A 22,563-nucleotide genomic window follows, 5' to 3' on the forward strand; every position below is an offset into this window, starting at 1 on the left:
CAGTCCCATTTTTGGGTGAATCCGCAATTTTGGCCGAAAATGAGGCAGGAATGCACAATCTGGTTAACGCGATGGTAACCAAGACAGTGGTGCGTTTCGGACCTAGCGACTGACCGTTCCCTGGCCGACTGAGGGCCAGTCCATGGCGGACGAAATCAACCGGACGATTGCGGACGAGCCAGCGCCGACCGTCGGCACAACGTCGTTGACTGCGCGCTGGACGGTGCTGGAACCGGAGCCGGATGCCGCCTGCCCGCCCGCTTCCCCTGGCCGCGAAGAAGAGCGTGAAGTATCTGTTTTTGCGTGAGAATTTGCCTTGTAGACACTCGGCTTCGAGCCGGAAGGCATCTGATCTACATAGACTTTGTTGCCGCCGTTCTTGTTGACTTGGTCGACATAGGCCTGCGCCCAGACCGTGCCGCTGGCGAACAGGGACAGGAATAGGAAGGCGGAAATTCGCATCGGCGACAGCAGGTTCGAAGTCATATTCCTCACCAAATCTAAAAACCCGGATTAGACATGATCCTTATGCATTTCTTCATAAGACCACAATCGGCAAGCCGTGTTTGACTCGGGTAATGTTCCGTGGAAGACAAAATGCACGAAGATATATTGGAGGAATTCCTATGACGTGCAGGAACGCGATGCGTCGTCTGTTTGGCCTTTCGACAGCACTGGTGCTCGCTTTGCCGTTGCCGCTGAAAGCGCAAGAGTCCACGGGACCGATGTTCTCCACGCCGGCGTCCCGCTCGACAACCGGCGCACCAATCCTGAGCGATCCGACGGCAGACGAAAACGGGGCGATCATCGATTCGATCGGCGGCGGGGCGAAGACCCGGCCGGCTGCTACGACGGATAAGGCACAGAAGCCTGCGGAAGCGCATCCGTCGAAAGCGGGTGCTGCTAGCGACCAGTTCAAGCAATGGGCGCTGCAATGCGTCGAGCAGGGCAAGGAACCTGCACGTTGCCAGATCTCCGGCAGCACGCTGTCCGGCGACAACAAGCAGGTGATTCTGGTGATGAGCCTTGCATTTCGCCCCGATGGAAAGACCGTAGCGATGCAGATGGCGGTGCCGCTCGGCGTGGCGCTGAAGGATGGCGTGAGAATCAACGTGGCCGGCGGCTATCAGGCGGCGATGGCGCTGAGCCGCTGCACGCCACAGGGTTGCCTTGTTGAAGGTGCCGTCGAGCCGGCGCTGATCGAAGCGATGAAGGCGAAGGCGGCAGCAACGGTTACAGTCGCGACACCGGAAGGCAAGGCGATCCCGATCGGTCTGTCGCTGTCCGGCTTTTCGGACGCTTACACAGCACTTGTCGGACGACGGGCGGAAGCGAAGAAGGCCACCAACGACTGACGCCCAGATCGTTCGCGCCAACCTGACGCTGTCGCCACCTGGGTCGCCTCACCCCGACAGGAGCGCCCTCACTTAGATGGCGACTGGAACGCGCATTTCTGCGGCATTAGGCAGCAAAACCACCAGACCTGAAATTGCATCCCGACTACCCTGGTTCCCGTGGAAACGGAGCCTCGAATGAGTGTAGCGTACGAGTTGAAGCGGAAGCAGGCCGCGTTGGTCGAGAGGTTGCAGCAGATTGCAACGGAGCAAATCGAGATTCAGGGCTGATGAAGGCGCTGGATCGCGTCATCCTGAGCTATGAGCCTGACTACCAGGCGTCAGCGCTGACGGGACCTGAACACGGTGGCCGTTCTGCGGCCTGTGGAAAAAAGGTAGGCGAGGATCACAAGCGCCTTTGCGGGGAACGGGATGGCGTGCCCATGCTCATCGAGCAACTCCAGACCGCCAAATGTCCGCAGGCGGAAGATCGTCGACTGTGGTTCGCCGCCTGAATCCAATCGCTCGACCTCTATCAGATTTCCACACGATCCTAAGTTGAAGTAGGCGGAAAATCATGCCGAAGTCAACTTACAGTATCAGAGTGCAACGGCGAACTCTCAAAGTCTCAAAGCTTCGCACATTTGTCCCAATTAATAGTGCAGCACCATGTCACAATCAGCGCAATGGGGAGCGGGTGTGATGCGTCAACACAGCGAACAAGTCCAAAGCAGCTGGCTGAGAAGCGCCGGACCGGCCGCCTTGATAGATCTAAGAATTTGACATCGGGACCAGCAGGCGGATAAAGCTCGGCTAAGGTATCGGGCACCTGCCGCCTGCGGACGCAAGTCACGGTGAAGCCCGACGATACTCATCTTCTCACCCTCGAGCATTTCGTCGGTAGGCAAAGCAGGCTCCCTGTCAAATGCGAAATGCCTCATTTGAGGAGTGAGCGATGTCGTCCGGACGCGCACAACAAAACCCGTTCCTGACCGCTCCGACCGGGCGGCTCTTTATTACCAATGCTTTGCCGATGATGCTTGTCATGATGATGAGCGGACTATTGACCGTGGTTGATGCCGCCATCCTCGGGCATTTCATTGGTGCCGATGCCCTGGCTGCGGTCAGCATCGTCTTTCCAGCGGTGATGGTCACCATAGCATTGTCGACGCTTGTCAGCGGCGGCATGTCCAGCCTGCTTGCCCGGCATCTAGGCGCAGGTGCGCAAGACATGGCGGCGGCAGTATTTGCACGGGCCCACGGTCTCGCGCTCATGATGGCGCTGGTGCTGATCTTTGCCTTCCTTGTGGGCGGGCGCACCGCCACCGGCCACATAGCAGGCACCGAAGGCAACATCGCCGAAATGTCGTATCGCTACCTCCTGATCATGATCTGCGCGACGCCTGTGCAGTTTCTGCTGGGGCTGCACGCGGATGCTTGCCGCAATGAAGGCCGCGTGGGCCTGATGGCATTGATGTCGGTCGGGGTAACCTTCGCCAACATCGCGTTCAACTACGTGTTGATCGTCGAGCTCGATCTTGGCATTGGCGGATCGGCGTTGGGCACGGCGCTGGCCCAGGCCCTTGGATTGGCACTCCTGGTCGGGATGCGGCTACACGGCGTTTGGATGATACCGCTCGCTTCGCTTGGGGCGCATAGTTGGGCCGGTGGCTGGCGGCCCATTGTGCTCCTCGGCATGCCGCTGAGCCTAAGCTTCATCGGCATCGCACTGGTTGCGGCCACGGTGATTGCGACATTGCGGCTGACCGCCGGCGCCAGCTACGCCGACACTGCTGCTGCTTATGGCATCGTCATGCGCATTTTCAGCTTTACCTTCCTGCCACTCATGGCGATCGCGCTCTCCACGCAAAGCATCGTCGGCAACAATGTCGGAGCCGGTTTTTATCAGCGTTCGGACAGAATGTTGCGCCTCGCAGTAAGCGTTGCGTTTTTCTATTGCGTCGCGGTCGAACTTGTCTTGCTGAGCGCAAGCAACAGGATCGGCGCGGGCTTTGCGCAGGATGCGTCTGTCGTCGCAGAAGTCGGCGCAATCCTGCGGCCGATGGTTTCTCTTTATCTCTTTACCGGGCCCATTCTGGTGTTCGCGCTTTATTTCCAGGCCGTGGGCCAGCCTGGGAGAGCGGCGGTGCTGACGCTCGTCAAGCCGTTTGCGCTTAGCCCGCTGCTGATTGTCTGCTTTGGGGTCTTCGGCGACAGCACGGCGATCTGGTTTGCCTTTCCGGTCACAGACTGCCTTGTGGCCACCCTCGCGACAGCGATCCTTATCCCAATCCTGAAGACCCCCGCCCCTGCAGGCGGCTTTGGGCTCAGGGTCCAAAGGATAACTGTATGAAAAACCAAGCGGGGCCACATGAGGCCGGCAGCGTTGCCAGTTGGTGATGACGCAAGGGAGCGATGTGGTGCGGTGCCACGCGAAGTTTCGTGGCGCCAAAATCAATACTGCATGTTTCCTTAAATCCTATTCGATTTAAGGATAAAAACGTGCAGCAATTCATAGGGCTACAGCGACCTTTGCGCGTCTAATAGGACGCGCGGCGCTGTAATTTCGCGCCATTGAATTGGCCCGGGACCCTACGCGGGCTTCATGAGAAAGCCCGTGGCCAGTGCGTGGAAAGCGGCTACAGCCTTCGGCAATACGCCCTGCGAATCGTCGCTGGCGGCAATCCAGAGGGCGGCATTGAGCGCAGCGCCACTGAGAAGCCGGGCGGCGGCTTCCGCGTCCACCGGCTTGAGTATCCCCTGCTCGGTCAGCCGCTCAACTGTGCGCTTTGTCGCCTGAAGACAGCTGCTCTGGCTCGGCCATTGCGATGGATCGCCCAAGACAGCAGGTCCGTCGAGCAGAACGATGCGTTGCACTTCTGGGACAAGTGCCATCTCGATATAGGCAGCACCCTCGGCCAGCAAGCCTTGCCAAGGGTCTGTCGCACGGGCGCCGATCTCCTGCGCGCGCAAAGCCATGTCGGAGTCGATCTGGTTGACGACCGCGGCCAAGAGGCCGCGCTTGTCGCCAAAATTGTGGTAAAGCGCCCCTCGCGTGAGCCCGACTTCGGCTGTCAATTCGTCCATTGAAGCAGCGGAATATCCCTTTTCGGCAAAGGCTTTTCGCGCCGCCGCGATCAGCTTGACGCGGTTTTCCTCCATCGTCTCGACACGCCGTTTCGCCATCTTGCCCTCAAATTCATATACGCCTCGTATATGGACTTGACATACGAGGCGCATTTCGGCTATTTCACATACGCACCGTACATGAAACGAGTGAGCATGGAAAGCGCTTGAAGCGTCGCCTCCGCTCATTGGATGCGGTCAAATGACAACAAGGCGAGATCAAAGATGACAGAGCGCGAAGCAATCTTTCCCGCAAACCGGCACGCTCTTTATGAGGAACACGGTTATTCGGCCGCTATTCGATCCGGTGACCTATTGTTCGTCTCCGGCCAGGTTGGTAGCCGTAGCGACGGAACGCCGGAACCCGACTTTGAACGCCAGGTCCAACTGGCCTTCGAAAACCTCAAGGCGACGCTGAATGCGGCCGGGTGCACATTCGACGATCTTGTCGATGTGACGACGTTCCACACGGATCCCGAGAACCAGTTCGCAACGATCATGACCGTCAAGCAACAGATTTTTAGCAAGCCGCCTTACCCGAACTGGACCGCAGTCGGTGTCAATTGGCTCGCCGGCTTCGACTTCGAGATCAAAGTCATCGCCCGCATCCCCTAGGCTCCGCCGGCGCGATCGTGGGACAGATTTCTAACAGTCGGTCGCGGTACCAATGGAACATTGGCTCAACTCCGACATTGTGAAGTCCGATGGTTTCGCCGGCCTTGCTGCTCGAGACGCATGCGGCGCCGGCCGCATAGCTCGTTCTCGAATTTGTCAAGCATGAAGGAATTCGGCCCTCAGTCCGGAACGACAACCAGATTGCCGACAAAAGACTTGGCCATGAAGTCCGACTGGGCGCGATGAAACTCACGCAGCGGATAGACGCCTGCGACCAGCGGCCGGATTCTGTTTTCTTCGATATAGCGAACCAAGCGCCTGAAATCGGCCCGGGTGCCCTGGCTTGAACCGTGCAGTTCAAGCTGCTTCAGATACATCGTCCGCAAATCGAGCTGAACGACGGCGCCGCCGATCGCGCCGGCGGTGGTGTAGCGACCCTCCGGTTTCAGCACCTTCAGAAGATCGTTGAACATCGGGCCGGCAACGAGATCGGCAACGACATCGATCGGTTTGCCCTGGGATGCTTTGGTGACTGCGTCCACGAGATCGCCTTTGTCGCGCGTGACCACGGCACTGGCGCCGATATCGAGAAGGGCCTGCTCTTTACCCGCGCTGGTAATGGCTATCGGCACCGCGCCACGAACCCGCGCCAGCTGGATAATGGCGGAACCGACGCCGCCCGAGGCACCAGTCACCAGCACGGTCTCGCCGGCGACCAGCCGTGCCCTTTCCAACATGCGTTCCGCCGTCAGGTAGGCACAACAGAACGTCGCCAGCTCGACATCCGTCAGATCGGTATCGACGACATGGGCATTTTCCGCTGGCAGCGCCATATATTGAGCATAGCCGCCGTCGCGGCCATGGCCCATGTAATCGATGTCGGCAAGGCTGTCGTCATCGCGGTTGTAGATCGAAAAATCCACCATCACTCGTTCACCGATACGCGCTGGATCGACGCGCGATCCGGTGGCGACGATGCGACCAACGGCATCGGTGCCCTGGATGCGTGGGAAAGTGAGGGTGTTGCCCTGGCGACGCCAGGTCGAAACCGCGGCTGCGTCGTCCTCCGTGCCATAGGCGCCCTGGCGCACCCAGACATCGGTGTTGTTCATTCCGCAGGCCGTCACCCTTATCAGAACCTCGTCGGAGGCCGGCCCCGGCACGGGGACAGCGCCGTTGTAGACGAGCTTGTCGAGCCCGCCATGACCGACGAGTTGCACCGCGCTCATCGTTGTCGGTATCAAGGTCATAACGGCCTCCCTCAGCGCCCGAGAACCTGTTCGATTGCCGCCGTCGCGGCTTTCACGACGATATCGGCTTCATCCCGTGTCAGGCATAGCGGCGGGGCAAAACCGAGGATATCGCCTTGCGGCATGGCGCGGCCGATGACGCCACGCTCGGCAAGAGCGGCAGAAACCTGCGGGCCGATCTTCTGGCTCACATCGAAGAACCTACGGTCGTCCCTGTCTTCGACGAACTCGACGGCTGCCATCAGCCCATCGCCACGAACCTCACCCACATGCCTGTGGCCGCCAACCGCTTCGGCGAGTCTTTCGCGGAAATAGGCGCCGGTCGTACCGGCATTTTCGATGAGGCCGAGTTCGTCGATCAGCTCGAGATTGGCGATGCCGGCTGCAGCACAGATCGGATGGGAGGAATAGGTCCAGCCATGGCCGATGGCCCCGAGTTCGTCGGATCCCTGAACCAGAACCTGCCATACCTTGTCGGAGACGATCGTTCCCGAGAGCGGAGCATAGGCGGAGGTCAGCCCCTTGGCGATGGTGATGAGATCCGGCTTCATGCCGTAGTGATCCGAGCCAAACATCGTGCCGAGACGGCCGAAGCCGGTTACGACCTCATCGGCGATCAGCAGGATGTCGTATTTGGCAAGCACCGCCTGGATCTTCTGCCAATAGCCCTTCGGCGGCGGAACGATACCGCCGGTGCCGAGGATCGGTTCACCGATGAAGGCGGCGATGGTGTCCGGCCCTTCATTGACGATCATTTCCTCAAGCTTGTCGGCGCAATATTGCGAGAACTGCTCCTCGTCCATCGAACGGTCGGGCCGGCGGAAATAATAGGGTGCCTCCGTGTGCAGGATCGGTGCGCGTGGCAGGTCGAAGGCGTTGTGAAAGAGCGCAAGACCGGTCAGCGATCCAGTCATCACGCCGGATCCGTGATAGCCACGCCAGCGTGAAATGATCTTCTTTTTATCCGGCCGTCCGAGAATGTTGTTGTAGTACCAGATCAGCTTGATGTTGGTTTCGTTGGCGTCCGAACCGGAAAGCCCGAAATAGACGCGGGACATGCTCTCCGGTGCCCGGTCGATGATCATCTTGGACAGCGTGATCGAGGCTTCGGTGCCATGCCCGACATAGGCGTGATAGTAGGCCAGGTTCTTTGCCTGCTCGGCAATCGCGTCAGCGATCTTCTGACGGCCATAGCCGACATTGACGCAGTAGAGCCCGGCAAAGGCATCGAGACTGGTCCGCCCGTTGACGTCGGTGATGTAGACGCCCTCGCCGCCGGCAATCACCCGGGTCGGGGTCTCGCCGCGCGCATGCATGCCCATGTGGGTCGACGGATGGAAGAAGTGGTCGCGGTCCCAGGCGGTCAGTTCGTTGTTGCGGTCGAGCATGGTCTTTTGTCCTTATGCTGTCGGTCTTCGATTGGTTGATGGAGCGACTTCAGGCCGCGGTGTCGATGCAGAGATATTTGAGCTCGGTGAAGGCCTCGAGCCCATATCTCGATCCTTCGCGGCCGAGACCCGACTGTTTCCAGCCGCCGAAGGGAACGGGCCCGCCGGTGATCTTCACCCGGTTGATCGCCACCATGCCGTAGTCGAGTGCCCGGCCGAGCCGCATCTGTCGTGCTCCGTTCTCGGTGACGACATAGGCGACCAGGCCATAGTCCGTGTCGTTGGCACGGGCGATCACCTCCGCCTCGCTGTCGAAGGAAGTGACGGCCGCAACAGGGCCAAATGTCTCTTCCCGCATGATCAGCGCGTCGTCGGGAACATCGGTCAGCAGCGTCGGCTCGTAAAATAGCGCGCCCACGTGGTGCCGCCTGCCGCCGGATACAAGGGTCGCTCCGCGTTTCAGCGCGTCGGCGACCTGTTCCTCGACCTTGGCGACAGCGCGCTCATGCATCAGCGGACCGATGTCGACAGCGGCATCCAGACCGCCCCCGACGTTCAGCTTGACGATACGTGCCGCAAACGCGGCATTGAAAGCCCTAAGGATCGGGCGTTCGACGTAGATCCGATTGGCAGCCAGACAGTCCTGGCCGGACGTCGCGAACTTGGCGTTGATAGCGATGTCGGCCGCTTTTTCGATATCCGCGTCGGCAAAGACGATGAGCGGGGCATGTCCGCCAAGCTCCATGACGAGGCGCTTCATCGTCGGCGCGCATTGGCCAGCGATCAATCGGCCGATCTCGGTGGACCCGGTAAAGCTCATGGCGCGCAGGCGTTTGTCCGCGCACATCTGACCGACGATGGTCGCAGCATCGCCGGTGACGACGTTAAAGACGCCTGCTGGAATTCCGGCCCGTTCGGCGAGTTCGGCGAGCGCCAGCGCCGAAAGCGGCGTTTCGCAGGACGGGTGGGCGACCACCGTGCACCCCGCCGCAAGTGCTGCGGCAGCCTTTCGCGTCACCATGGCGGACGGGAAGTTCCAAGGAGTGACAATACCGACGGCGCCGAGCGCCTCCCGGCGCACGATCATCTCGGCGCCGGCAAGGTGGCTTGTCACGCTTTCGGCATTCAGGCGTTTGCCTTCTTCGCCGTACCACTCAAGAAAGGACGCAGCATAGTCGATCTCTCCGCGTGCTTCGGCAATCGGCTTGCCCTGCTCCAGCGTCATGATTAAAGCGAGATCGTCCTTGGCAGCCAGCATCAGTTCGCACCATTTGCGCAGTATGCCGGCGCGCTCCTGCGGAAGCATATCCCGCCACCCGGCGAAAGCCCTGTCTGCCGCGTCGATCGCCGCAGTCGTTTCATCGCCATTGAGCGACGCCACCCAGGCAAGGGTCCCGCCCGTGGCCGGGTCGGTCACCGCAAAGCTCTTGCCCTGGCGAGAAGAGGTCCAGCGACCGTTGACATAGGCAAGCTCGCGCAGCAGGTGACGATCTCCCAACTGGTTCAGCGTGTCGTGAAACGGTGTGCGGGCGAAAACGGCGGCCATCGGCATCTCCTCGGCATGGGCTGAGGAGATAGTGGCAGCGGACGGGCGAGAGATTGTCTGTTCAGCGAGCAGCGACGAGAGACTTTGTCTGAAATCGTGCCGGAGGAAAGAGAGATTGTCTAGGGTGCTGCCGGCAGCAATGCGGCCAGAGGGAGAACGGTTTCTTCCTTGACGGTCTTCGTCACGATGTAGGTGAAGTAACGGTCGATCCCCAGTTCGCGATCGAGCAGGCTGTCGACCAGCCGCTGGTAGGCGTCGATATCTGCCGCGATGATCTTCAGAATATAATCGACGCCGCCGCCGACCGACCAGCAGGCGGTGATCTCGGGTATGGTTGCGACGGCGCGCTCGAAGCGTTCGAAATCAGCCTGCCGGTGATTGCCGAGCGTCACTTCCATCATCACGCTCGCCACCGGCGCCACGCGGCGCACAGCCACCCGGGCATGGTAGCCGGTGATGATGCCGGCCTTCTCCAGTTTGCGAAGCCGCATCCAGCATGGCGTCGGCGACAGCCCGGCCTTTTCGGCGAGCGCCAGCTTGGTAATGCGACCGTCCTCCTGGACCGCCTCAAGGATGCGCAGGTCGATGGCGTCGAGTTTCATTTCAGGGCTTTCGCGCGTGCTGTTTCATGTCAAATCTGGGAAAAGAGATTGGGTGTTGATTTTGCCGTTGTCAATTGACCTGATTTTCAGCAGTGTAAAATCATGACAACTTGGCGCCCCGACCCTGCCCAACTCCGCCGTCCGGCTTACCTCTCGTTGGCCGAACAGTTCGCGCGCGCGATCCAGGAGGGCAAACTATCGAACGGGCAGCGCCTTCCGACCCATCGCAACCTTGCCGACGAGCTGTCGTTGTCGGTTCAAACGGTGAGCCGGGCCTATGACGAACTGATCCGCCGAGGGCTTGTGTCCGGCGAAATCGGGCGCGGCAGCTTCGTGCAGACCCAGGCAAAGGAGCCTGAACCCCCCTATCTGCCGGAGCGCCTGGGCGAACTGATCGACCTTTCGATCCTCAAACCGGTCTGCGAGCAGCTCCATCTACAGAAGATGCGCGGGGCGTTTGCCTGGCTTGCCGAGAACCTGCCCTCGAGTTCGGCGCTCTCCTTCCGCCCCAACATGGTGTTCCCGCGTCATCGCAACGTGGCGGCAGAATGGCTTGCCCGCTGTGGCCTGGAGATATCGCCGCTCAATGTCAGCCTGACCAACGGCGCGACATCGGCCATGACGGTGGCGCTGATGAGCGTCGCGCCTCCCGGATCGACAATTGCTACCGAGGCGGTGAGCCATCATACGCTGGTGCCGCTGTCGACCTATCTCGGCATCCACCTCGAAGGCCTGCCGATCGACCATGACGGCATGATCCCTGGGGCCCTGGACGAAGCCTGCCGAAAAGGCGTCATCCGGGCGATTTTCCTGCAGCCGTCGGTCATCAACCCGAAGGCAACGCTGATGAGCGAGGCGCGGCGCGCCGCCCTTGCCGAAGTCGCCCGTCGTCATGACATCGCGATCATCGAGAACGACATTCTCGGTCCGCTCGTCGATGCGGGACTAAAGCCGGTCGCGGCCTTTGCGCCGGAGCGGACGCTCTACATCACGAGTTTCACGAAGATCACCGTTCCGGGCCTGCGCATCGGCTATCTCGCTGCACCCGATCGCTATGTGGCTGCCGTTGCCAACCGGCATCTCGTCTCGAACTGGATGGCGACACCGGCAATCGCCGAGATCGCGACGCATTGGGTGAGCGATGGAACGGCAATCGAGCTGGTCGACTGGCAGCGGCGGGCACTGGCTGCCCGCCACGCCATTGCCGCCGAGGCGCTCGGCAATCTCGGCTATCATTCCCATCCGCAGAGCCTGCATATTTGGCTGCCGCTGCCGGAGGGTCATACCGAAGAGGGCTTCGTCTCGCAGGCGCGCCTGCGTGGCGTGGCGATAGCGCCAGGATCTTCCTTCCGCACCTCGGACCTCGGCTGGCGCCCGGCCGTGCGCATATCGCTGGGCTCCACCACCGAGCAGGAATTGCGACAGGGCCTCGGCATCGTCGCCTCGCTTGCGATGGGAAATCCCGAAGCGCTTCTGCTTGCGATTTGAGGCGACAGCCCATTTTCCGGGCGGAATCGGAATAATTGTCATGATATTATTATTCCAATTGACATGATTTAGATGGGCGATCATCGTTAAGGCATCACCGGTCCCCACCAGGGAAAGACGTGAATGCCCGAACCCATCATCCGCATCGATAACATCATCAAGCGCTACGGTCCGTTGACGGTGCTCGACGGTCTGTCGATGCAGGTCATGCCAGGCGAAAAGCTTGCGCTCATCGGTCCGTCCGGCTCCGGCAAGACGACGATCCTGCGCATCCTGATGACGCTGGAGACGATCAGCGGCGGCCATATCCATGTCGATGGCGAACAGCTCTATCACATGCCCGGGAACGGCGGCCTCGTTGCCGCAGACGAGCGCTACCTTCACCGGATGCGCGAGAAGATCGGCATGGTCTTCCAGCACTTCAACCTGTTTCCGCACAAATGCGTTCTCGACAATGTCACGCTGGCGCCGATGCTGACCAAGGGCATGGCAAGGCCGGCCGCGGAAAAGCGGGCAATGGAGCTTCTCGACATGGTGGGCATGGCCGACAAGGCCAAAAGCATGCCCGCGCAGCTGTCGGGCGGGCAGAAACAGCGGGTGGCGATCGCCCGGGCGCTGGCGCTGTCGCCGAAGATCATGCTGTTTGACGAAGTCACATCCGCACTCGACCCCGAGCTTGTCGAGGAAGTGTTGAACGTCATGCGCAGACTCGCAGCCGAGACCGACATGACGATGCTGCTCGTCACCCATGAGATGGGCTTTGCCCACGATTTTGCCGACCGGATCCTTTTCTTCGACCGCGGCAAGATCGTCGAGGAAGGCAAACCGGACGACATCTTCCGTCATCCGAAGCAAGAGCGCACGCAAGTGTTCCTGCGCAAGATAATCGCGGCAGGGCACCGCGTCTGAGCGTTCGCGCCGGGATGTGCCCCAAACAAGAAGATGAAGAACAGCCAGAGGAGCCGATACCGATGAAAATGACGCATTTCATGACAGTGGCCGCAAGCGTTTCGACGCTGATGGCATTCGTTGCCACAACCCCGGCCGCTGCTGACGACGACAAGCTGCAGCAGCTCAAGGAACAGGGCTTTGCCCGCATTGCGATCGCCAACGAGCCGCCGTTCACCGCAGTGGGGGCCGACGGCAAGGTGTCTGGTGCCGCACCGGACGTTGCCCGCGAAATCTTCAAGCGCCTCGGCGTTGCTGATGTCGCCGCATCCATCTCCGAATATGGCGCGATGATCCCCGGCCTTCAGGCCGGGCGGCACGATGCGATCACCGCCGGCCTCTTCATGAAGCCCGAGCGCTGTGCAGCGGTTGCCTATTCGGAACCGGTTCTTTGCGACGCGGAAGCCTTCGCGCTGAAGAAGGGCAATCCCTTGAAGCTGATGAGCTACAAGGACATTGCCGACAATCCCGATGTCAAGATCGGCGCGCCGGGCGGCGGCACCGAGGAAAAGCTGGCGCTGGAAGCCGGCGTTCCGCGCGATCGCGTCATTGTCGTGCCTGATGGTCAGAGCGGGCTGAAGATGCTGCAGGATGGGCGCATCGACGTTTACTCCCTCCCGGTCCTGTCGATCAACGACCTGATGTCGAAAGCCAACGACCCGAACCTCGAGGTTGTCGCCCCTGTCGAAGGTGCGCCGGTCTACTGCGACGGCGCCGCGTTCAAGAAGGGCGACGAAGCGCTGCGCGACGCCTTCGACGTCGAGCTGGCGAAGCTGAAGGAATCAGGTGAGTTCGCCAAGATCATCGAACCCTATGGCTTTTCCGCCAAGGCGGCGATGTCGACGACGCGCGAAAAGCTCTGCGCGGCCCAGTAAGGTTCTCCGGCTCCCTTCTTCGCGCTTGCGACAAGGGAGCCGGTCTCGATCGCTCACGACGACCACTGGAATGTGAACAACGATGATCGACTGGTCCGGCTACATAGGGCTGATATTGCAGGGCGCGCTGGTGACGCTGCAGCTGACGGTGCTTGGCTCGGCGCTCGCCGTCGTCATGGCCTTCGTGGCAGGGCTTGCGCGCGTCAGCCGCTTCATGGCGGTGCGGGCGCTGGCGACGACCTACATCGAGTTCTTTCGCGGCACCTCGATTTTCGTGCAGCTGTTCTGGGTCTACTTCGTGCTGCCTTTCGCAGGCATCACGCTGACGCCGCTACAGGCGGGCGTCCTGGCGCTCGGCCTCAATGTCGGAGCCTATGGTGCCGAGGTGGTGCGTGGTGCGGTGAAGGCGATTGGCCGGGAGCAGCGCGAAGCCTGCATCGCGCTCAACCTGACCCGCTCTCAGGCCATGCGCCATATCATCCTGCCCCAGGCCTTGCCGCTGATGTTGCCAACCTTCTGCAACAACGCCATCGAGCTGTTGAAAGGAACGGCCGTCGTCTCACTGATCTCGCTGACAGACATGACGTTTCAGGCACAGGTCGTGCGTGCCCAGACCGGCAATACGCTGATCCCGTTCACGGTGATCCTCGTTCTCTATTTCCTGATGTCCTGGGTCATTTCGCGCAGCATGCGGTGGCTTGAACGGCGCATGACGCGCGGCCTTGATGGCGTGAGGGCATGATCTGATGGAATGGGATTGGAATTTCGTCTGGCAGATCATGCCGACCCTGCTCGAAGGCCTGAAGATCACGATCCTGGCCACGGTTCTGGGGGCAGCAGTCGCCGCCGTCGTCGGCCTCGTCTTTGCGATCCTCAGGCTCTCGGCCCCGAAACCGATTGCCCGAGTGGTCGGCTTCATCCTCGAGTTCATTCGCGGCACGCCGCTGCTTGTCCAGCTTTACTTCATCTTCTACGTCCTGCCTGACATAGGCATCAGCCTGCCTGCGCTTGTCGCCGGCGTCATCGGGCTTGGTATCCACTACGGCACCTACACCGCTGAAGTCTATCGCGCCGGCATCGAGAACGTGCCGCGCGGGCAATGGGAGGCGGCGCGCGCCACCAATCTGACGCTGCGCCAGACCTGGCTGCACGTGATCCTGCCGCAGGCGATACCGCCCATGATCCCGGCGCTGGCGAACTATCTGATTGCCATGTTCAAGGAGACACCGTTGTTATCGGCCATCACTGTTCTGGAACTGATGAACCAGGCGAAAAGCATCGCCAACAGCAACTATCGCTACATCGAACCGATGACGCTTGTCGGCGTGTTCTTCCTGGTCATGAGCCTCATCTCGGTCGTCTTCCTCAGGTGGCTGGAAGAACGCTACAGTCGCGTGGAGGAACGTTGATGGAAAAAACGCTCTCTCTTTCCCTCGCTTCTCGTGCCCCCAAGCTTGACGAGCGCCCGCTCGAAAAACGCGTCGGGCTGATTATCCTCGCCACCGACCACACGACCGAGCCGGACTTCCAGCGCATGGTCGCAAGCGACCGCGTTGGCGTCTATGTCGCGCGCATCCACTATGCCAACCCGGTCACGCCTGAAAACCTGCGTGCGATGCGGCCGTCGCTGACGACGGCGGCCGGCCTGATCCTGCCCGACGAACAACTCGACGTTATCATGTATTCCTGCACCTCGGCCTCGGTGGTCATCGGCGACGAGCAGGTCACGGCGGCAATCCATGCATCAAAGCCCAACGTGCCGGTCGTCACCCCGACGGCGGCGGCGGTCAAAGGCCTCCATGCCCTCGGTGCCCGCCGCATTTCCGTGCTGACCCCCTATACCCTCGAGACCAGCCGGCCGATGGCGGATTATTTTGCTGAGAGCGGATTTACGATCGATCGGTTTACCTGCCTTGGCCTGACGGATGATCGCGAAATGGCGCGTATCGGTGCCGACGAAATCATTGCTTTCGCCAGGGAGGCGATGGCGGAGAAATCCGACGCGCTCTTCATTTCCTGCACGGCGGTCCGCGCCGCCTCTGTCGCTGCCCGGATCGAGGATGCGATTGGCAAGCCCGTTGTCACCAGCAATCTGGCAACCGCCTGGGCGTGCCTGCGCCTTTGCGGCGATGACGAGCACCGTCCACAGCTCGGCCGGCTGATGACGCTGCCGATGGTGGGAGCGTGAGCATGTCCGGATCTCCCCTGCCCGTGGCCTATGGCGACATTGAAGCGGCCGCCCGCCGGATTTCGGCGCATGTGCTGAGAACGCCTTTGGTTCTCTCGCCATCCCTGTCCGAGTTGTCGGGTGTGCCTGTCGGGCTCAAGCTGGAACATCACCAGACCACCGGCAGCTTCAAATTGCGCGGCGCCTGCAACGCCTTGCTGTCCATGTCGCCTGACGAGCGCAAGCGCGGCGTCGTTGCCGCCTCCACCGGCAATCACGGCCGGGCTCTCGCCCATGCCGCAAAGGCCGAAGGCACGATTGCGACGATCTGCATGTCGCACCTCGTTCCCGACAACAAGGTCGCTGAAATTCGTCGTCTTGGCGCCAGGGTCCATATCACCGGTGCCTCGCAGGACGATGCCCAGCGCGAAGTCGAAAGGCTCGTCGAGCAGGACGGGCTCGTGATGGTGCCGCCGTTCGACAATCCGGCTGTTGTTGCCGGCCAGGGCACGCTCGGTCTCGAAATCGTCGACAGCATGCCGGAGGTCGGAACCGTGCTCGTTCCGCTTTCCGGCGGCGGCCTGGCCTCGGGCGTGGCGCTGGCGGTCAAGACGCGCCGGCCGGGCGTTCGCGTGATCGGCATCACCATGGAACGTGGCGCGGCGATGAGGGCGAGCCTCGATGCGGGTCGCCCCGTCGAGGTTGCCGAAGTACCAAGTCTTGCCGACTCGCTTGGCGGCGGCATCGGCCTTGCCAATCGCGTCACCTTTGCCATGTGCCGCGCGCTGCTCGACGACGTCGTGCTGCTCTCGGAAGCGGAGATCGCCGCTGGCATGCGGCACGCCTACGCGCAGGAGCGCGAGATCGTCGAAGGCGCAGGTGCGGTCGGCATTGCGGCACTGCTTGCCGGCAAGATCGACACGCACGGCCGCCCGCTTTCGCTGATCCTCTCCGGTCGCAACGTCGACATGGGGCTGCACCGGCGCGTGGTAAATGGCGAGACGGATCTGTTGCGGGAGAATGCGGCATGACGCGCATGACCATTTTGACCGAGGCCGACCTGAGGGCGATCGTGCCGCTGGACCTTGCGGCCGTCGATTGCGTCGAGAATGCCTTTCACGCGCTCGCCACGAAAGCTGTGGTGATGCCGCCGATCCTGCGCCTCGACATCCCCGAACACCGGGGAGAAGTCGACGTCAAAACAGCGTATGTGCCAGGCTTAGACGGTTTTGCGATCAAGATCAGCCCGGGTTTCTTCGACAATCCCAAGCTCGGTCTGCCAAGCACCAACGGCCTGATGGTGTTGCTGTCGGCCACAACAGGTGTCGTGCAGGCGCTGCTCCTCGACAATGGCTATTTGACCGACGTGCGCACGGCGGCGGCGGGCGCGGTTGCTGCCAGGCACGTCTCGCGACCGGACGCCTCGGTGGCCGCCATTTTCGGCGCTGGCATGCAGGCAACGCTGCAGCTCGAAGCGCTTTGCCTGGTACGGCCGATCCGGGAAGCGCGGATCTGGGGTCGGGATAGCGAAAAGGCAGAGGCTGCGGCGCGGTCGCTGACAGCGAAGTTCGGATTTCCCGTGCGTGCTGAACGCGATGCGCAGCGCGCGGTGGATGGCGCGCATGTGATCGTCACGACGACGCCGACGGACACCCCCATCCTCAAGGCTGCCTGGCTGCAGCCGGGCCAGCATCTGACCGCGATGGGTTCCGACGCCGAGCACAAGAACGAGATCGAACCCGCAGCGATTGCCCAAGCCTCGCTCTATGTCGCCGACAGCCTGAAGCAGACGCGGCGTCTCGGCGAACTGCACCACGCCATAAAGGCCGGCTCCATTGCCGCCGACGCCGACTTTGCCGAGCTCGGCCAAATCATCGCCGGCCAGCGGCAGGGACGCACCGATGCGAACCAGATCACGATCGTCGACCTGACGGGCACAGGGATCCAGGACACCGCCATTGCCACGCTTGCCTTCGCCCGCGCGCAGGAGCGCGGCAAGGGCACGACATTTGAAAGTTGAGACCGGCACGGCCGGAGAATGAGGGAGAGACATGACCCAACCCAATCTCAAATTTTCCCTTGGGGAGTATGAGGCGCGACTGAAAAAGACGCACAAGGCCATGGAGGAAAAGGGCGTCGACCTGCTCATTGTCAGCGATCCGACCAATATGGCCTGGCTCACCGGCTATGACGGATGGTCGTTCTACGTGCATCAGGCTGTGGTGGTGCCGCCGACCGGCGAGCCGATCTGGTACGGGCGCGGGCAGGATGCCAATGGCGCCAAGCTGACGGCCTATCTGAGCCATGAGAACATCATCGGCTACCCCGATCACTATGTTCAGTCCACGGAGCGCCACCCGATGGATTATCTCGCTGCAAAGCTTGTCGAGCGCGGTCTCGACAAGCTTTGCATCGGTGTCGAGATGGACAATTACTGGTTTTCGGCGGCCGCCTATGCGGCCTTGCAGAAGCATCTGCCCAATGCCCGCTTCGTCGACACGACGGCGCTGGTCAACTGGCAGCGCGCGGTGAAGAGCCCAACCGAAATCGGCTATATGCGCAACGCTGCCCGTATCGTCGAAGGCATGCATCAGCGCATTTTCGACAAGATCGAGGTCGGCATGCGCAAATGCGACCTTGTCGCCGAGATCTACGATGCCGGCACGCGCGGCGTCGACGGCATCGGCGGCGACTATCCCGCCATCGTCCCTCTGCTTCCCTCAGGCGTCGAGGCATCGGCACCGCATCTGACCTGGGACGACCGTCCGATGAAGTCGGGCGAAGGCACGTTCTTCGAAATTGCCGGTTGCTACAATCGCTACCACCTGCCGCTTTCGCGTACCGTCTTCCTCGGCAAGCCGACGCCTGCGTTCATCGACGCAGAAAAGGCGACACTGGAAGGCATGGAGGCCGGACTTGCCCAGGCTAAGCCGGGCAACACCTGCGAGGATATCGCCAAGGCGTTCTTCGCAGTTCTGAAGAAGCACGGCATCGTCAAGGACAACCGTACCGGCTACTCGATCGGTATGTCCTATCCGCCGGATTGGGGCGAGCGCACCATGAGCTTGCGTCCCGGCGATAGGACCGAACTGAAGCCTGGCATGACCTTCCACTTCATGACCGGCCTGTGGCTCGAGGACATGGGTTTTGAGACCACAGAAAGCATCCTGATCACCGAGACGGGGGTCGAATGCCTCGCCAATGTGCCGCGCAAGCTTTTCGTGAAGGACTGATCATGACGGTTTCAGAGCTGCGCCCGCCTGCGATCTCGCCGACCGTCGATTTCTCGATGGACGGCGTCCAGCATGGCTTCCTGCGGCTGCCCTATAGCCGCGATGATTCCGCCTGGGGCTCGGTGATGATCCCCGTCACCGTCGTAAAAAACGGCGAAGGGCCGACGGCCCTTCTGACGGGTGGCAATCACGGCGACGAGTATGAGGGACCGATCGCCCTGTTCGACCTTGCGCGCACGCTGAAGGCTGAAGATGTGGCCGGCCGGGTCATCATTCTGCCGGCCATGAACTATCCCGCCTTCGTATCGGGGACGCGCACATCGCCGATCGATAAGGGCAACATGAACCGCAGCTTTCCCGGAAGGCCCGACGGCACGGTGACGGAGAAGATCGCCGATTACTTCCAGCGCGAACTGCTGCCGCTCGCCGATATCGTCCTCGATTTTCATTCCGGCGGAAAGACGCTGGATTTCCTGCCGTTCTGCGCGGCGCACCTCCTGTCGGACAAAGAGCAGGAGGCACGATCGTTTGAACTCGTGGACGCATTTTGCGCGCCCTACTCGATGAAGATGCTCGAGATCGACGCGGTCGGCATGTACGACACCGCGGCGGAGGAGATGGGCAAAGTCTTTATCACGACGGAACTTGGGGGCGGAGGTACGGCGACCGCGAAAAGCGCAGGCATCGCCAAACAAGGTGTCGCCAACGTCTTGCGCAGGGCCGGCATCCTGAAGGGTGGGGACAGGTCGGCTGCCGGCCGGACGCAATGGCTGGATATGCCGGATGGAAATTGCTTTTCCTTTGCCGAGGACGCCGGCCTGATCGAACCTCTGGTCGACATGGGGGACAGCGTCGTTGCCGGTCAGGTCGTCGCCCGCATCCACCCGATCGGCAAAACCGGCGCCCTGCCTTCCGACGTCTGCACGAAGATGGATGGCATCCTGTGCGCCCGGCATTTCCCTGGCCTCGTCAAGGCAGGAGACTGCGTCGCGGTCGTTGCGGTTGCCGTCTAGTTCGACCCGTTCTACCGCACGCGTTGAACCGGCGTCATATGCAAGTGATCGGGCGGGTCGTCACTGCTGAAGGGATGTGTCGCAAATGCAGCCCTTCGGCGCCGCTCAGTCCGCCGAAGCAAGATGCGCCATCTGGTCCGCGTGTGCCTTTGCGAAGCATGGACCGGGCCGCGGGGTTACTGGCGAAGCTCTTACAATTCGACTTCTTCGCCTTGCGATTGCCGAACGCGTGCCTTTGCATATTTTGCCAATCCGATCTTGATGGCGACCAAAATTGGGGCGGCAACCAGAAAAAGCAGTGCGACGGCGTTGAAGGCAGTGTCGAAGGCAATCACCGTCGATTGACTTGTGACCGCCCGGCCCAGAAGGCTCGTCGCTGCCCGGCTAGCGGCAGCTCCTTCCATCCCTTTCGCCATCAGCATGGCTGTCGTGATCTTCAGCCGTTCGAGCACCGCGATCTCCCCTCCGGTCACGTCGGCGGCAAGCACGGCGACATTGGCGGCAACGTTATGGTCGATCAATGTCTGCAGCCCTGCGACTCCGATCAGCCCACCGAGCTGGCGACCGGTATTGAAGAGGCCGATCCCGGAGGCAAGATTGCGGCTGTTGAGATTACTGAACGCAATCAGGGTGATCGATAGAAACAGGAAACCGAGACCTAGACCGCGCAACAGGACCGCTGCCATCATGTCGTCCGCGCCACTCTCACTGGTCGAACCGGACAGCATCCACATGGCGACCATGATCATCAGGATGCCGAAGGGCACGGTGGCAAACGGAGGAAGGTGGCGGGCCTGCATCAGAAAGGCAGCCAGCAGGAGCGCACCGATGAAAAGTGCACCGCTCGGCAACAAGAGCTGCCCAGCGTCGGTGGGCGTGAATGCGAGAACGGACACGGCGAATGAGGGAATGAGGAAGGCGCTGCCGAAAAGTGCGGCGCCGGCAACGAAGCTGACGATGAAGGCGAAGCTGAAATCCTCCGACCGGAACAGGGTAAAATCGAGCAGACCCTGCCCTTTTGCCAGCACCTGTTGGCCAAGAAACGCCAACAGCGTGGCCATGCCAATCACCGTTAGCCACACGATGCGAGGCTCCTCGAACCAATCCCATCGACTTCCCTGGCCGAGGACATACGTGAGCGAAAAGAGCGCGACGGACATCAGTATAAAACCGATCCAGTCAAACGGGCGATGCGCCGCTTTTGCCGGCAATGGCATGTCTGCGATCAGCAGAAGCCCGGTAGCTGCCAGCGACACCGGAACGACGCTGAAGAAGATCCACATCCAGGATTGGCTGTCCAACAACCATCCCTGAAGCGCCGGGGCGATCGTTGCGGGTGCGACAACGGCCCCCATGGCAAACAACGCCTGCAGGATTGATTGACGAGTTCTGGGATAGGCGAAGAAGATGATCGCCTGGCCGCCAACCAAAAGCGTGCCGCCGGACAACCCCTGGACGATGCGAAGCACGACCAGCAGATCCAAGCGGGTGGCCATGGCGGCAATGGCGCACGCCAAGCCCATGGCAAGTGTCGAGGCAATGATCAGGCGCAAGGGATGGATGCGGCTGAGCAGCCAGGGGGCCGTCATGAAGCCGATGAGCTTGAAGCTGGTATACCCGACATCCAGCCAGGCGAATTCGTCTGGCGTTGCATAGGTGTCGCCGATGATATCACCACGCCCGAGCGACAGGACAGTGCTGGCGATCGCCTCCGTCAGGGCGGCAAGCACGATGCCAGTGACTAGAAGCGCACCTGTCGTCGATCTCTCACGCTCCGGGATCGCGGTGACGGCCATTGTCATGATCCGCTCCCCAGATCGATCGCGACTCGTGCCGATAGGCCAGGAACCAGACGGCCAAGCAGCGGATTGCCGGCAAGCCGGATCTTCACCGGAACGCGTTGTACGACACGAACGAAGTTGCCTGTCGCATTGTCGGTGGGGAGCAAGCTGAAGGCAGACCCACTGCCAGGCGCAAAACTGTCAACCACACCCTCAAGGGCATCGTTCGGATAACCGTCGATGCGAATGCGCACACGCTGGCCGGACCTGATATGTTCGAGCTGGGTTTCCTTGAAGTTCGCCACCACCCACACACCGGCGACCGGTACGATATCGAGCAAAGCGTTCCCCGGCGCGACAAGTCTTCCGATACGGACTTGCCGGTTGCCGATAACGCCGGCGACAGGCGCGCGAACCACGGTGCTTTCGAGATCTATCTGAGCGAGATCGCGAGCGGCCCGTGCCTGTGCCACGGCGGCAACGGCCGCCTCGCGCTGAGCGGCAAAGACCGTTATGCGTTGCTGCTGAGCCTCGACTGTGGCGGATGCGGCCGCCACGCCCGCCTCCGCTCTTGATCGCGCCGTATCGCTTTCATCGACATGGGCCTGGCTGATCGTGTTGCTGCGGATAAGCTCCCGGCGGCGGCCATAGGCCTTGGTCGCCAGATCCATCTCGGCGACAGCCGAACGTTTCTGTGCTTCGGCCTGTCGAATGAGGGCGTGCTGAAGTTCGGTCTCCGCGTCGACATTGGTGAGGCGAGCTTCGGCGGCTTCCATATTGGCGACCGCTTGCGCAAGGCGCGCCCTGTAGTCCCGATCATCGATCCGGAACAGCACCTGCCCTGCGCTTACGGTTTCGTTGTCATCAACCTCCACCGCCGTGACGTAACCCCCGACTTTTGCGGCAAGCGAGGTCACATCGCCGCGCACATACGCATTGTCGGTCGACGCCTCGCCGCTCGGACGAGCCCAAGCCCATCCGCCGGCCACGGCGATCACGGCACCGAGGCACAGAAGCAGGCCGACGACCTTCTTCTTGTTGCCTTGTTTTGCGGCGCCACGGATCGCTGCGCCCTCGCCTACGACGCTGGCGGCTTTGTCCTCGAGCGGATCCATTTTCTCAGTTCCTGTTGGGGTTAAGTGGCCGCGAGGCAGCCCTTCGATGGAGTTGCCAAAGGCTGCCTGAGCGGAAACGCGT

Annotated in this window: 22 protein-coding genes; 14 read left to right on the forward strand and 8 right to left on the reverse strand. The window is 61.3% G+C overall.

Annotated elements, in window-relative coordinates; translation table 11 throughout:
* Positions 1-102 precede the first annotated feature (102 nt).
* The gene (locus ASD00_RS17575) at positions 103-486 is read right to left on the reverse strand and encodes a hypothetical protein (protein ID WP_057207757.1); all 384 of its coding nucleotides are present in this window, start codon (positions 484-486) and stop codon (positions 103-105) included.
* A 140-nt stretch (positions 487-626) separates the two neighbouring features.
* Here ASD00_RS17575 and ASD00_RS17580 point away from each other — a divergent pair, with 140 nt between their 5' ends.
* The 3 genes from ASD00_RS17580 to ASD00_RS17590 all read left to right on the forward strand — a co-directional run bounded on the left by ASD00_RS17580 (position 627) and on the right by ASD00_RS17590 (position 3,687).
* On the forward strand, positions 627-1,355 hold the full coding sequence (locus ASD00_RS17580; RefSeq protein WP_200951474.1) for an invasion associated locus B family protein: 729 nt from the start codon (positions 627-629) through the stop codon (positions 1,353-1,355).
* 269 nt (positions 1,356-1,624) lie between these two features.
* Entirely contained in the window at positions 1,625-1,849 is a 225-nt protein-coding gene (locus ASD00_RS17585) for a hypothetical protein (protein WP_057207759.1), read from the forward strand.
* A 440-nt stretch (positions 1,850-2,289) separates the two neighbouring features.
* Positions 2,290-3,687, forward strand: coding sequence for an MATE family efflux transporter (locus ASD00_RS17590; protein WP_057207760.1), 1,398 nt, complete (start codon positions 2,290-2,292; stop codon positions 3,685-3,687).
* A 239-nt stretch (positions 3,688-3,926) separates the two neighbouring features.
* Here ASD00_RS17590 and ASD00_RS17595 read toward each other — a convergent pair whose 3' ends face one another.
* The gene (locus ASD00_RS17595) at positions 3,927-4,520 is read right to left on the reverse strand and encodes a TetR/AcrR family transcriptional regulator (protein ID WP_057207761.1); all 594 of its coding nucleotides are present in this window, start codon (positions 4,518-4,520) and stop codon (positions 3,927-3,929) included.
* A 165-nt stretch (positions 4,521-4,685) separates the two neighbouring features.
* Between ASD00_RS17595 and ASD00_RS17600 the strand changes: the two genes are divergently transcribed.
* The gene (locus ASD00_RS17600; protein WP_057207791.1) at positions 4,686-5,075 is read left to right on the forward strand and encodes a RidA family protein; all 390 of its coding nucleotides are present in this window, start codon (positions 4,686-4,688) and stop codon (positions 5,073-5,075) included.
* A 179-nt stretch (positions 5,076-5,254) separates the two neighbouring features.
* On the opposite strand, the gene ASD00_RS17605 is transcribed toward ASD00_RS17600, so the two are convergent.
* From ASD00_RS17605 to ASD00_RS17620, 4 genes are all read right to left on the reverse strand, one after another.
* The gene (locus ASD00_RS17605) at positions 5,255-6,325 is read right to left on the reverse strand and encodes an alcohol dehydrogenase family protein (RefSeq protein WP_057207762.1); all 1,071 of its coding nucleotides are present in this window, start codon (positions 6,323-6,325) and stop codon (positions 5,255-5,257) included.
* 11 nt (positions 6,326-6,336) lie between these two features.
* Entirely contained in the window at positions 6,337-7,713 is a 1,377-nt protein-coding gene (locus tag ASD00_RS17610) for an aspartate aminotransferase family protein (protein WP_057207763.1), read from the reverse strand.
* A gap of 49 nt (positions 7,714-7,762) precedes the next feature.
* A complete protein-coding gene (locus ASD00_RS17615; protein WP_057207764.1) occupies positions 7,763-9,259 on the reverse strand; it encodes an NAD-dependent succinate-semialdehyde dehydrogenase in 1,497 nt (498 codons plus the stop codon).
* A gap of 119 nt (positions 9,260-9,378) precedes the next feature.
* Positions 9,379-9,861 (reverse strand): Lrp/AsnC family transcriptional regulator, encoded by a 483-nt coding sequence (locus ASD00_RS17620; protein WP_057207765.1) that lies wholly within the window; start codon positions 9,859-9,861, stop codon positions 9,379-9,381.
* Between the two features lie 102 nt (positions 9,862-9,963).
* On the opposite strand from ASD00_RS17620, the gene ASD00_RS17625 reads away from it, so the two are divergent.
* From ASD00_RS17625 to doeB, 10 genes are all read left to right on the forward strand, one after another.
* On the forward strand, positions 9,964-11,349 hold the full coding sequence (locus ASD00_RS17625; protein ID WP_057207766.1) for a PLP-dependent aminotransferase family protein: 1,386 nt from the start codon (positions 9,964-9,966) through the stop codon (positions 11,347-11,349).
* A gap of 123 nt (positions 11,350-11,472) precedes the next feature.
* The gene (gene ehuA, locus ASD00_RS17630; RefSeq protein WP_025431380.1) at positions 11,473-12,258 is read left to right on the forward strand and encodes an ectoine/hydroxyectoine ABC transporter ATP-binding protein EhuA; all 786 of its coding nucleotides are present in this window, start codon (positions 11,473-11,475) and stop codon (positions 12,256-12,258) included.
* Between the two features lie 62 nt (positions 12,259-12,320).
* Positions 12,321-13,172, forward strand: a complete 852-nt coding sequence (gene ehuB, locus ASD00_RS17635) for an ectoine/hydroxyectoine ABC transporter substrate-binding protein EhuB (RefSeq protein WP_057207767.1) — start codon at positions 12,321-12,323, stop codon at positions 13,170-13,172.
* 82 nt (positions 13,173-13,254) lie between these two features.
* Complete coding sequence (gene ehuC / locus ASD00_RS17640; protein ID WP_057207768.1) at positions 13,255-13,914, forward strand: ectoine/hydroxyectoine ABC transporter permease subunit EhuC; 660 nt, start codon at positions 13,255-13,257, stop codon at positions 13,912-13,914.
* Between the two features lie 4 nt (positions 13,915-13,918).
* A complete protein-coding gene (ehuD, locus tag ASD00_RS17645) occupies positions 13,919-14,581 on the forward strand; it encodes an ectoine/hydroxyectoine ABC transporter permease subunit EhuD (RefSeq protein WP_057207769.1) in 663 nt (220 codons plus the stop codon).
* A complete protein-coding gene (eutA, locus tag ASD00_RS17650) occupies positions 14,581-15,360 on the forward strand; it encodes an ectoine utilization protein EutA (protein WP_057207770.1) in 780 nt (259 codons plus the stop codon). Before ehuD ends, eutA begins: the two co-directional genes overlap by 1 nt.
* A gap of 2 nt (positions 15,361-15,362) precedes the next feature.
* Complete coding sequence (gene eutB / locus ASD00_RS17655; RefSeq protein WP_057207771.1) at positions 15,363-16,370, forward strand: hydroxyectoine utilization dehydratase EutB; 1,008 nt, start codon at positions 15,363-15,365, stop codon at positions 16,368-16,370.
* Positions 16,367-17,359 carry an ectoine utilization protein EutC gene (gene eutC, locus ASD00_RS17660; protein WP_057207772.1) on the forward strand — a complete coding sequence of 331 codons (993 nt, stop codon included), beginning with the start codon at positions 16,367-16,369 and terminating at the stop codon, positions 17,357-17,359. Before eutB ends, eutC begins: the two co-directional genes overlap by 4 nt.
* A 31-nt stretch (positions 17,360-17,390) precedes the next feature.
* Positions 17,391-18,572 (forward strand): ectoine hydrolase DoeA, encoded by a 1,182-nt coding sequence (gene doeA / locus ASD00_RS17665; RefSeq protein ID WP_057207773.1) that lies wholly within the window; start codon positions 17,391-17,393, stop codon positions 18,570-18,572.
* 2 nt (positions 18,573-18,574) lie between these two features.
* Positions 18,575-19,585: a N(2)-acetyl-L-2,4-diaminobutanoate deacetylase DoeB gene (gene doeB, locus ASD00_RS17670; RefSeq protein WP_057207774.1), complete on the forward strand. Its 1,011-nt coding sequence runs from the start codon at positions 18,575-18,577 to the stop codon at positions 19,583-19,585.
* Between the two features lie 191 nt (positions 19,586-19,776).
* Here doeB and ASD00_RS17675 read toward each other — a convergent pair whose 3' ends face one another.
* Both ASD00_RS17675 and ASD00_RS17680 read right to left on the reverse strand, forming a co-directional pair.
* The gene (locus ASD00_RS17675) at positions 19,777-21,387 is read right to left on the reverse strand and encodes a DHA2 family efflux MFS transporter permease subunit (RefSeq protein WP_057207775.1); all 1,611 of its coding nucleotides are present in this window, start codon (positions 21,385-21,387) and stop codon (positions 19,777-19,779) included.
* Positions 21,384-22,481 (reverse strand): HlyD family secretion protein, encoded by a 1,098-nt coding sequence (locus ASD00_RS17680; RefSeq protein WP_057207776.1) that lies wholly within the window; start codon positions 22,479-22,481, stop codon positions 21,384-21,386. The genes ASD00_RS17675 and ASD00_RS17680 overlap by 4 nt, the downstream gene beginning before the upstream one ends.
* Between the last annotated feature and the right edge of the window lie 82 nt (positions 22,482-22,563).

Source organism: Ensifer sp. Root31 (assembly GCF_001424825.1).
Taxonomy (GTDB): Bacteria; Pseudomonadota; Alphaproteobacteria; order Rhizobiales; family Rhizobiaceae; genus Ensifer; species Ensifer canadensis.